This is a genomic window from Clostridium sp. LS3, assembly GCF_055330225.1.
On sequence record NZ_CM143921.1, the window covers coordinates 1,856,804 to 1,868,556 of the forward strand.

Consider the following 11,753-nt stretch of genomic DNA (forward strand, 5'->3'; position numbering starts at 1 on the left):
TAACTTAGAATTAGAAATAAAAGTTATTTTGTCTAATGATAAATATAAGGATGGAACTACTATTCATATGAGAGAATCTGCAGGTATTAAATATAACAAATGGGATGATATGCTTAATTAAATATATAATGTTTTAATAGAGCAATTACCTCAAGAAAAAATGGATAAAGTTAGGGAAAAGCAAATACAATGGATAAATATTAGAGATTCTATTGCTGAGAAAAATGGGAAAAAGTTTGAAGATGGTACCATGCAACCATTAGTTTATACTGATAGTTTAGGTGAAACTACAAAAGAAAGATGTTATGAACTAGTTAATAAATATATGAAATAAAATAGAAAAATAATCATTTAATAATAAAGAAGCTATATCAGGCTGAATTAATACTCAATCTGATATAGCTCATTTAATTATTCTCCATCAAGGGAGTATCCCTAGTTTCTCTTTCAATAGTCTATAGATAAAAGATCGTCCTCTTTCAGTCCAATATGTTGACAGTATATTTCCTATAGGTGTATTAATTGTTTTAGAGTGTGTATATCATTCAGATGCATAATCTTGATACAAAGTCCATTTATCAGAAAATTTGTATTGTACTTTTAATTAGTTAAGAATTTTATTCATTTGCATACATGACATTCCATAATATAAACTCCACTTTTTAAATTGATTTTTTTATTTTTAAAGGACCTCACGAAACGTTAGCCCCTTGTTAACCATTGATTTTACTAGGTTTATCAAGAATTTAAGTTGATAAAAAATTTCTATACACTATTTAAATATGCAGAAAGCTATAACTTTTTAAAATTTCTAATAAAAACTTGTTATTAATAATAAATACAATAAAATTAATAAACATTATGGATATAGATATATAATGAGACTATCTCATTATTTTTAAAACAATATATTAGTGTAAATAATAAAGTAAATTTAATATGAGATTAAGTACTTTCAAGTAAAACTTTAGAAAACATATAAACAAAATTATATTTGATTTATTTACAAAATAGGGAAATGTTAGTATGATATTACCAATGGTAATCACATTAGGTAATGAAAGGGGAAGCTAATTTCTCCAAAGGTATCATTTTTAAAAATTTCTAGTTTATTCATAATATAAACCTCTCTTTATAAATTATTTTTTATATATTCAAAGGGGGTCGCGTTTCGTGACCCCCTTTGTAAACCTTTGATTTTCCTAGCTTTATTAGTTCTTTTATTAGATAAAAAAATATCTATATACTGTTTAAATATGCAGAAAACTATAACTTTTAAAGATTTTACTAAAAATGTGTTATTAGTAGTGAAATAACTTTTATATAAACATCTAGAACACAGCTAAATAATAAATTTGTACACTTTTATGGAAATGATATAATTTAATTAGAAATAATTAACTGCAATAGTTATGATAGCCTTAGGATATACACTATTAATAAAAAATATGAAGGCATTTCCATAACAACACTAAGGGGGATTTCATGTTAATAAAAACGAAAGTAGAACGAATTCAAATGTTAAATAACTCAGATATTCTATTTAGAGTAAAAAATGGACGTGGGAAATTAAATAGTAGCTTTGCTAAGGATAAAAATGGTGAAATAAAAATGACTTATTTTTTGGGAGATACACCTTTGATTATGGGCAATACAGAATACTGTCCAACTTGTTCTGCTATGATTCAGTTAGCAGAAGGTAGGGAGGAAGTGGATAGCAAAGTAATTAATATTTTAAATAATATTAATACAATAAAAGAGATAGAAGATGGATTTGATAAAATTAAGTCTATACTAGCCTTGCTTGAGAGTGATTATTATGTATTAAAAGAAATAGATTTAATTCCTACAGATGGTGAAGGAAATTATTTTTGGAATTTAGACATGCAAAGCAAAAATTATAATGCAAGTGGATACTATTATTGTCCTAATTATGGAACAATTTGTGGATCACCTAAATTTATGCTGCCATCTCAAGGAACTAATTGCTATAACAATGAAAGAGTAGAATATTATAGAGAAAAAATTAGGCATGGTGAAAAATTATTTGGTATTGCTACTGAATTAAGAGGGTTTATGGCTTTATTAATAGATGGTCATCATAAAGCAACAGCTTCTTATTTAGAAGGGAAACCCCTTAGCTGTATTACAATAATAAAACCTTATTTATATAAAAATTACAATACTGGTGAAAAAGGTATTAATTATTTAGGTAATAATGTTCCTTTTAATAAGTTGAGTAATGCAAAAGCGATAAAGAATTATTATAATAATAAAAATAAGAGTACAAGGAATAGGAACAAATATAAACAAATAATTTTAGAAGAAAAACAAACTAAACCAATTAATATAAGTAAACCTAATGAAGATTTTCCAGATTATAGAGATATAGCTATATCATCTTTAGCAGAAGATACCTCAGATGAAAAGATTGTAGAATTACTAAATTATATTGGAGAGGATCCTCTAGAAGAATTGGAGTATATATTTTACAATTTTAAGGTTAATAATAAAACTAAAGCTAAGGAATTATCTTTTAAGATTCTTTCTTTAAATGAATTTCAAGGGATATGGGATATTTGTGTTGATTTCTTATCTAAGTATAGGGATACGGAAGTAGAAGATTTATTTATTAATATTCTAGTTGAATATGATGAATATAATTGTATTGCTTATGGTGAAATTAAAAAGATAATTGATGATTATTTTAAATTATAATAAATTGTAGAATTATAATAGATTATACTTATTAAGAGGTGGTATTATTCATGGAAATAATTAAATATAGGCAAGCTAGAGCAATGTATTTTAATAAACATACAGTTAGTTTTGATACAATAAATAATATTATATTTCGCATTCCTGATGATAAAACATCTTGGTTAGTAGATGTAAAATTAATATCTGGTACTATTAGTAATTCTGAATGTGTGGCTATGTTAAAAGGCTATATAAAGTATGGTCATTCAGTAAAATATGATAAGTTTTTAGCAGTTGGAACAGGATATAGAGAGGAATTAGATTACGATATTGTAACAATTATGGTAGATATATTTGATAATTGTGATTGTGTAGCAACTGCAACTAAAGAAAATTTAAAGGAAGAGTTGAATTATATTACAAATGAATTTAAAGGGAAATATAAAATAAGCATTGAGCCAAGAGAAAGTATTGAAAATGTTATTTTGAAAGCACAAAAATTGGAAGAATTTTATGAATTAGAAGAAGGGTATGAGCATGATATAGTTGTAACTTGGAAGTCAAGAGAAAGCCAAGGAGTTTTAGGAAAAGAAATAGAAACTCTAATGAAAGAATTAAATTTAGAATGGAGAGATATGGACTTGTACCATTTACCCAATACTTGTACAAATGGAGATGATGTATTATTCTCAGTAGCTACAAATACAAATCCAGGATATTTTATGCCAAATCAAATGAATGAATTTAAGTATAAAGATTTAGTGTTTGTAATGAATATTTCAAGAACATATAAACCGATAGAAGTTTTTGAAATTATGTGGAATGGGATTCTTTACATACAAGAGAAAATAGGTGGAACAATCGTGAATGAGAAAAATGAAGAGATAAGTAAGGAATTTTATATTAAAGAAATTAAGGAAACAGTAAAGAGATTTAATAAATATGGACAAGAGCCTGGAGAGGATGCTGCTTTATTTTTATTTTAAATTATTTAATTTTCTACTTGTAAAATATAAGACGATATCTTGCAATTATAAAGAATGTTAAAATAATGGAGATTATGATATGGAAATAAAATTGAAATCAAGATGGCTACAAGAATGCTTATGTAAATTTTTAAATAAGAAAGATAACATATTAAGAGAAGAAGACTTAAAGAAAATAAAATACATTAGACTTGGGACAAGTAATGGTTATGAACTGCAATTAAGTATTCAGACACCATCTCAAGAATTTGCCCCAAGTGATTTTGGTGATGAATATGAATGGAGGAGGAAAGAGCGTGAACCAATTAGAAAGAAAACAAAAATCTATAGAAATATTAAAAGCTAATAAAGTTCCATATATGGAGGAACTTCCAGTTATTGAGGAGGCAAATGGAATAGAGATGCGAAGTGCAGAAGAAATAGCCAAGCGTGCTATTACAAGTTTAATTTCTATTCAAGTAGCCTGTGATATTAATAGTGGAGATAATATCGAAGAATCTAGAGAGTTTTTTAAAGGCTTTTTAGATAAGTATGAAGTAAAAGAAGAATTAACAGAAGCTGAGATGAAAATTATATTTGGTAATCCAGAAAAGCAAGATGTAATTAATATGGCATGGAAATATGAAGCTTATTGGACACTTATTTGGGCACTAGGAATTGTAGATAAACTAGAATATCCTTCGCAAATATGTGATTGTAACTTTGCAATTCATGCAGTAGCAGACTGTGAAGATTTTAATGATTTTATGAAAACAGTTAGATTAAAAAGTATAGACGAGATATTAGATGAGGCGGATTTAATTTATCGTTATAATTGGGCTTGTGTAGATGCCAGAATACATGGGAAAAATCCACCAGCAGATTTAGATTCAGGTGTAGTCTTCGAACGTCATTGGGGGTTAAACTGGCTTATTGGAAAAGGTACATATAATTATAACTGGGACAGTGTTTCAACGGATACTTAATAAATTAGAGGATCTATTAGAAATTAAAGTACAAAAAGCTATATGAGACTGACTTAATTTCAGTCTCATATAGCTTTTTTACTTATTAAGTAGAAGATTTAAAGATTTCTACCAAAGTTATATCCACATTGCCATATAAAAATAATTGATATTATAAAGATATTACATAAAGCATAGCCAAAAAGAAGACCTGTAAAAAATCTTTTAGAATTATTACTTTCATAATTAGTTGACAATTGTATAAAACCATCTAAAATCATCGGAATCATTAAAAGTAAATTGTATATTATATTAGGATTATATGAAGAGAATAGAAATGGCGAACAAATCATTCCGATTAGTTCGCCAGTACATCTAGCACATATAGGAAATTTCTTATTTTTAAAATAGAAAGATCTATCTGCTCTACAATGGCATCCGAAAATAATTGGTAGCCACTTATAAAAAAAACTTTTTACCATTTTTTAATAACCAGCCAAGGCTCCAGCAGCTCCAATAACAAAAATAAATACGTATAATAGCACTATAAGGAGAACTGAAACTAAAGCTCCAATACCAGCTGCTTTTGCTGATTTTGGTTTAGTATCTTTCCAAACTAAAAATAAAACTAGACCAACAATCGGAATACAACATCCTAATAATCCCCATCCAAATCCACCATTATCTACAACTGCTGGGTTTGAGTTTGTTGAAACTCCGCAATGTACACATATAGATGCTTTATCATCGATTTCTTTTCCACAATTTTTACAAAACATTATAATTCCACCCCTTTCATTAAAAATTATATGTAAATATTGGTTGATTGTCAATATAATAGGGTTATTGTAAAATTATATGATTTTTGAATATATTATATTATATCTTGTTGAAAATTAAAAAATAGTAAATAATATATGTAGTATATTTTATTATGCAGATGGCAATAAAATTCAATTATTTAAGAAAATATTTAATAATTTTATATTATTTATTTCTAAATAATTTATAATAGTAGATAGATTTCTGGTATAATTATGAAAATATAAAAAGGAAATTGTTTTTTAAGGAATTTTTAGACAAGTGTGGGATAGAAGAAGAATTAACAGAAGCTGAGAAAAAAATTATATTTGATAATCAATTAAATTTACTAGGTTAAGAGAACGTAAGATAAAAATTATAATGGCATTTCATAAATATATTTTTAGAAAGGGTGAACTTGATGAGTGTATTCAACTCTTACTTTTAAAATTTATAGAAATTGAGGAGAAGAGTATGATAAAAAAATTGAATTTAAATAAATTAGATGAGGTAATGAAAGTCTGGTTAGATACAAATATAGATGCCCATGACTTCATATCTAAAGAATATTGGATTAAAAATTACGATTTAGTTAAGGAAATGCTTAAAGAAGTTGATGTTTATACATTTGAAGAAAAGGATATTATAAAGGGCTTCGTAGGTATTGTTGAAGATAATTATATAGGTGGAATTTTTGTGAAAAAAGAATATCAAAGAGAGGGTATAGGGCAAAAATTAATAGATTTTTGTAAGGATAAATATCCTTATCTTACATTACATGTTTTTACAAAGAATAAAAATGCAATAAACTTCTATCATAAAAATGATTTCGTAATTTTAGAGGAGCTTATTAATGAAGATATAAAAGAAAGTGAATATGCTATGTATTTTGGAAATAAGTAATTTAAAAATTACAGTATAGTTTCTAAATGCTACAATATTAAACAATCTTAGTTTAATATAACTTTTTATTTAGAAATAGAAATTAATAATCCCAGAAAGACAAATTATAAATTGTCTTTCTGGGATATTTTAATATTATCTATAAAATTATAAAAGATGATTAAATTTTTGTGCGTATATTTATTTTTAGTAATACAATAAAATATAGTTAAAGTAAAATGGAGATAAATTGATAAAGTGTGTAACAAAATATGCATTTATTTAATAAATTAATTATGAAAACTCTTTTTGATTTTTAATTTTTATAAAAAATATTAAATTTATTGATAAATATATATTTACATTTTATGGAATTAGGTGTATTATTTGTTTAAATTATAAGAATAAATATATATAAAAATTGTATATAAGTTCTTTTTACTTTATAAAAAGAAAATCATTGGGGTTTAATTTTATTATTAAATAATAAATTGAAAATTATAAATATCAAGGGGGAAATAAATTTATGAAAGGTAAAAAGTTTAGAAAAATTTGTGCAATAGCACTAACACTTGCGCTTGGAATGTCTGTTTTCGCAGGTTGCGGAAAAGATAATTCAGTAGATAATGGAAGGAAATTAATTTACAATTTAGGTTCAGATCCAGAAACAATAGACCCAACTCTAAATACTGCAGCAGAAGCAGGAACTGTTATTGATAATGCTTTTGAAGGGCTAATGAAGTTGGATGAGAATGAAAAGGCAATTCCAGGAGTTGCTGAAAAAATGGATGTTTCTGACGATAAATTAGTATACACTTTCAAGTTAAGAAAGGATGCTAAATGGTCAGATGGAAAAGACGTTACAGCTAAAGACTTTGAATATTCATGGGTTAGAGCTTTAACTAAAGAAACAGCAGCAGAGTATGCATACCAATTTTTCTATATTAAGAATGCAAAAAATTTCTATGATGGAAAAGCTAAAAGAGAAGATTTAGGAATAGAAGTTGTTGATGATCATACTTTAAAGGTAACTTTAGAGTCAACAACAGAGTATTTCCCAGAATTAACAGCATTTGCAAATTATGTACCATTAAGAGAAGATATAGTTTCTGCTAATCCAGATACATGGGCAACTAATCCAGAAACTTATGTTTCAAATGGACCTTTCAAATTAGTTCAATGGGATATTAAAGATCAATTAATTTTTGAAAAGAATGATAATTATTGGAGGAAGAAAGAAATTAAGCTTCCAGGAATAGTTTATAAATTAGTTACTGACCAAAACACTGCATACGCTTCATTGAAATCAGGCGAATTTGACATGGTTGATACAGTTCCACCAGCAGAAATTGAAGCTGGCAAGAATGAAGGTTTAGTTATAATTTATCCAAACCTTGGGACATATATGTTAGCATTTAATGTTGGTAAGCAAGATACTATATCATCACCAGAAGTTAAAAAAGCTTTAAACAATAAAAAAGTAAGACAAGCTTTATCACTTGCAATTGATAGAAAAGGTATAGTTGAAAAAGTTACTAAAGCAGGACAAGTTCCAGCATATAGCTATGTTGCAAAGGGAATCTTAAATGATAAAGGTGAAGAGTTTGCAAGCAAAGAATACTTTAATCCAAATCAAGCTAATACAGAAGAAGCTAAGAAGTTATTAGCTGAAGCTGGATACCCAAATGGAGAAGGACTTCCAACATTTGAGTTTATGTATAATACTGAAGGGTCTCACAAGGACATAGCTCAAGTTATTCAACAAGATTGGGCTAAAATTGGTGTAAAAGCTGAATTAACTAACCAAGAATGGAAGGTATTCTTAAATACAAGACAACAAGGTGGATATCAAATTGCTAGACATGGTTGGAATGGAGACTATGTTGATCCAATGACATTCTTAGACATGTGGGAAACTGGCGGAGGAAATAATGATACTGGATTCTCAAATGCAGAATACGATAAGTTACTTGCAGATGCTAGAAAAGAAACAGATCCAGATAAGAGATGGGAAATTATGAGAAAAGCTGAAGATATCCTTATGGATGAAGCTCCAATCATCCCATTATACTACTACACTAAAGTTAAGGGAGCTAAGCCAGAAGTTAAAGGTGTTAGAGTTTCAATGCTTGGACATGTATACTTTGATAAAGCGTATATAGAAGAATCAAAATAAAAAATAATATTAAAATCAATGATAATTAATTAAGAAAGTTGTATAAGATTAACTATTAAAATTAATCTTATACAACTTTTATATTTACTCTAGCATATAGAAGGCTAGTACACAATTTGAGCCAGAAAGGTCATATATTATTTTGTGATTTGATATTAATATCTAAGTAGTATACATGAATTCATTCATGATTTATTTATTACAAATAGTTTAAGATCAAATAAAACATATTGTGGATTTAATGGTATATTTGCCTTTGTTTATACTGAAGAAAAGATAAAAAAGCATAGATTTCTAATTATTTATTTAATGCCATATATAATATTATCTTTTGTTTTCCCAATAATTTTAAGCTTTTTTGGGCTGTTAAATGGATTTGTTTGTTTACTGTGCCTAATAAATGATGATGGATCTTCTGTTAATTTATTGGGGGTTATTTTGATTAATATACAAGTTACTAAAAATTCGTATATTCTTAGCAATGGTCATAATATATATTTCAAATAGTTGTTATAGGAATTAATAATCCCAGAAAGACAAATTATAAATTGTCTTTCTGGGATATTTTAATATTATCTATAAAATTATAAAAGATGATTAAATTTTTGTGCATATAATTATTTTTAGTAATACAATAAAATATAGTTAAAGTAAAATAAAGGTAAATTAATAAAATGTGTAACAAAATATGCATTTGTTTAATAAATTAATTATAAAAACTCTTTTTGATTTTTAATTTTTATAAAAAACATTAAATTTACTGATAAATACATATTGACATTTTGTGTATTAAAGTGTATTATTTGTTTAAATTGTAAGAATAAATATATAAAAATTGTATATAAGTTCTTTCTACTTTATAAAAAGAAAATCATTGGGGTTTAATTTTATTATTAAATAATAAATTAAAAATTATAAATATCAAGGGGGAAATAAATTTATGAAAAGCAATAAGCTAAGAAAAATTTGTGCAATAGCACTAACACTTGCTCTTGGAATGTCTGTTTTCGCAGGTTGTGGAAAAGATAATTCAGTAGATAGCGGAAGGAAACTAATTTATAATTTAGGTTCAGATCCAGAAACAATAGACCCAACTTTAAATACTGCAGCAGAATCAGGAACTATTATTGATAATGCTTTTGAAGGGCTAATGAGACTAGATGAAAATGAAAAGGCTAAGCTAGGTGTAGCTGAAAAGATGGATGTATCTGACGATAAATTAGTATACACTTTCAAATTAAGAAAGGATGCTAAATGGTCAGATGGAAAAAATGTTACAGCTAAAGACTTTGAATATTCATGGGTTAGAGCTTTAACTAAAGAAACAGCAGCAGAATATAATTACCAATTTTTCTATATTAAGAATGGTTTAAAATTCAATAAGGGAGAAGCTAAGAGAGAGGACTTAGGAATAGAAGTTGTTGATGATCATACTTTAAAGGTAACTTTAGAGTCACCAACAGCATATTTCCCAGAATTAACAGCTTTCCCAACTTATATGCCATTAAGAGAAGATATGGTTTCAGCTAATCCAGATACATGGGCAACTAATCCAGAAACTTATGTTTCAAATGGACCTTTCAAATTAGTTCAATGGGATATGAAAGATCAATTAATTTTTGAAAAGAATGATAACTATTGGAATAAGAAGGAAATCAAACTTCCAGGAATAGTTTACAAACTAGTTACTGATCAAAATACTGCATATGCTTCACTAAAATCAGGTGAATTTGACATGGTTGATACAGTTCCTCCAGCAGAAATTGAATCTGGTAAAAATGAAGGTTTAGTTACAATTTATCCAAATCTTGCAACATACATGTTAGCATTTAATGTTGGTAAGCAAGATACTATATCATCACCAGAAGTTAAAAAAGCTTTAAGCAATAAAAAAGTAAGACAAGCTTTATCACTTGCAATTGATAGAAAAGGTATAGTTGAAAAAGTTACTAAAGCAGGACAAGTTCCAGCATATAGCTATGTTCCAAAGGGAATTTTAAATAGTAAAGGTGAAGAGTTTGCAAGCAAAGAATACTTTAATCCAAATCAAGCTAATACAGAAGAAGCTAAGAAGTTATTAGCTGAAGCTGGATATCCAAATGGTGAAGGACTTCCAACATTTGAGTTTATGTATAATTCAGAAGGATCTCACAAGGATATAGCTCAAGTTATTCAACAAGATTGGGCTAAAATTGGTGTAAAAGCTGAATTAACTAACCAAGAATGGAAGGTATTTTTAAATACAAGACAACAAGGTGGATATCAAATTGCTAGACATGGTTGGAATGGAGACTATGTTGATCCAATGACATTCCTAGATATGTGGGAAACTGGCGGAGGAAATAATGATGCTGGATTCTCAAATGCAGAATACGATAAGTTACTTGCAGATGCTAGAAAAGAAACAGATACAGATAAGAGATGGGAACTTATGAGAAAAGCTGAAGATATCCTTATGGATGAAACTCCAATCATACCATTATACTACTACACTAAAGTTAAGGGAGCTAAGCCAGAAGTTAAAGGTGTTAGAGTTTCAACTTTAGGACATGTATTCTTTGATAAAGCATATATAGAAGAATCAAAATAAAAAATAATATTAAAATGAATGATAATTAATTAAGAAAGTTGTATAAGATTAACTATTAAAATTAATCTTATACAACTTTTATATTTATTCTAGTCTACAGAGAGCTAGTACATAATTTGGGTAAAAGGTCATATCTGACTGTGTGATTTGATATTAATATCTAAGTAGTATACATAAAGCAAACATACCAGCTACAACTGTCCATAAAATAACATAATCTCCATGCTTAATGGTACCATTTGAAACAGAATTGGCTAAGGCCATAAATGGGCTTGTAACACCTGTATATTCAAATCTGTCACCTACAAATGGAAATAAGGAATTTAAATTTGAATTAACTCTAAGTAATATATTTAATTTCTATTATTATTTTCTTGTTTATACATGAATTCATTCATGCTTTATTTATTCCAAATAGTTGTTATAGGAATTAATAACCCGGAAAGACAAATTTTAAATTGTCTTTCTGGGTTATTTTAATATTATCTATAAAATTATAAAAGATTATTGAATTTTTATGTGCATAAATTATTTTTAGGAATTCAACTGAATTTACATTAAGATGAATTGATAAAATGAATAGTAAAATACACATTTATTTAATAGATTAATTATAAAAGCTCTTTTAAATTAAAAAGTTTTATATGAAATATTAAAATTATTAAAAAATATAT

Annotated in this window: 11 protein-coding genes and 1 pseudogene; 9 read left to right on the forward strand and 3 right to left on the reverse strand. The window is 26.9% G+C overall.

Annotated elements, in window-relative coordinates; translation table 11 throughout:
• Positions 1-121 precede the first annotated feature (121 nt).
• The 5 genes from ACZJV1_RS08600 (at position 122) to ACZJV1_RS08620 (ending at position 4,651) form a co-directional block, all read left to right on the forward strand.
• Positions 122-334 carry a lysozyme inhibitor LprI family protein gene (locus ACZJV1_RS08600; RefSeq protein ID WP_463652150.1) on the forward strand — a complete coding sequence of 71 codons (213 nt, stop codon included), beginning with the start codon at positions 122-124 and terminating at the stop codon, positions 332-334.
• A 1,151-nt stretch (positions 335-1,485) separates the two neighbouring features.
• A complete protein-coding gene (locus tag ACZJV1_RS08605) occupies positions 1,486-2,718 on the forward strand; it encodes a cytoplasmic protein (protein ID WP_463652048.1) in 1,233 nt (410 codons plus the stop codon).
• 50 nt (positions 2,719-2,768) lie between these two features.
• The gene (locus ACZJV1_RS08610; protein ID WP_463652049.1) at positions 2,769-3,686 is read left to right on the forward strand and encodes a cell division protein ZipA C-terminal FtsZ-binding domain-containing protein; all 918 of its coding nucleotides are present in this window, start codon (positions 2,769-2,771) and stop codon (positions 3,684-3,686) included.
• A gap of 79 nt (positions 3,687-3,765) precedes the next feature.
• Entirely contained in the window at positions 3,766-4,032 is a 267-nt protein-coding gene (locus tag ACZJV1_RS08615) for a hypothetical protein (protein ID WP_463652050.1), read from the forward strand.
• Positions 3,983-4,651, forward strand: coding sequence for a DUF4272 domain-containing protein (locus ACZJV1_RS08620; RefSeq protein WP_463652051.1), 669 nt, complete (start codon positions 3,983-3,985; stop codon positions 4,649-4,651). Before ACZJV1_RS08615 ends, ACZJV1_RS08620 begins: the two co-directional genes overlap by 50 nt.
• A 98-nt stretch (positions 4,652-4,749) precedes the next feature.
• On the opposite strand, the gene ACZJV1_RS08625 is transcribed toward ACZJV1_RS08620, so the two are convergent.
• Together ACZJV1_RS08625 and ACZJV1_RS08630 are read right to left on the reverse strand one after the other, a co-directional pair.
• Positions 4,750-5,112, reverse strand: coding sequence for a DUF2085 domain-containing protein (locus ACZJV1_RS08625; protein ID WP_463652052.1), 363 nt, complete (start codon positions 5,110-5,112; stop codon positions 4,750-4,752).
• Positions 5,113-5,115: 3 nt separating this feature from the next.
• The gene (locus tag ACZJV1_RS08630; RefSeq protein ID WP_460288770.1) at positions 5,116-5,409 is read right to left on the reverse strand and encodes a zinc-ribbon domain-containing protein; all 294 of its coding nucleotides are present in this window, start codon (positions 5,407-5,409) and stop codon (positions 5,116-5,118) included.
• Between the two features lie 496 nt (positions 5,410-5,905).
• Here ACZJV1_RS08630 and ACZJV1_RS08635 point away from each other — a divergent pair, with 496 nt between their 5' ends.
• From ACZJV1_RS08635 to ACZJV1_RS08650, 4 genes are all read left to right on the forward strand, one after another.
• Positions 5,906-6,334 (forward strand): GNAT family N-acetyltransferase, encoded by a 429-nt coding sequence (locus ACZJV1_RS08635; RefSeq protein ID WP_463652053.1) that lies wholly within the window; start codon positions 5,906-5,908, stop codon positions 6,332-6,334.
• A 505-nt stretch (positions 6,335-6,839) separates the two neighbouring features.
• A complete protein-coding gene (locus ACZJV1_RS08640) occupies positions 6,840-8,489 on the forward strand; it encodes a peptide ABC transporter substrate-binding protein (protein WP_463652054.1) in 1,650 nt (549 codons plus the stop codon).
• A gap of 171 nt (positions 8,490-8,660) precedes the next feature.
• Entirely contained in the window at positions 8,661-8,996 is a 336-nt protein-coding gene (locus tag ACZJV1_RS08645) for a DUF3267 domain-containing protein (RefSeq protein WP_463652151.1), read from the forward strand.
• 433 nt (positions 8,997-9,429) lie between these two features.
• On the forward strand, positions 9,430-11,079 hold the full coding sequence (locus tag ACZJV1_RS08650) for a peptide ABC transporter substrate-binding protein (protein WP_463652055.1): 1,650 nt from the start codon (positions 9,430-9,432) through the stop codon (positions 11,077-11,079).
• 153 nt (positions 11,080-11,232) lie between these two features.
• Here ACZJV1_RS08650 and ACZJV1_RS08655 read toward each other — a convergent pair.
• Positions 11,233-11,394, reverse strand: a pseudogene (locus ACZJV1_RS08655) (3-oxoacyl-[acyl-carrier-protein] synthase III C-terminal domain-containing protein); the annotation flags it as partial.
• Positions 11,395-11,753: the final 359 nt, after the last annotated feature.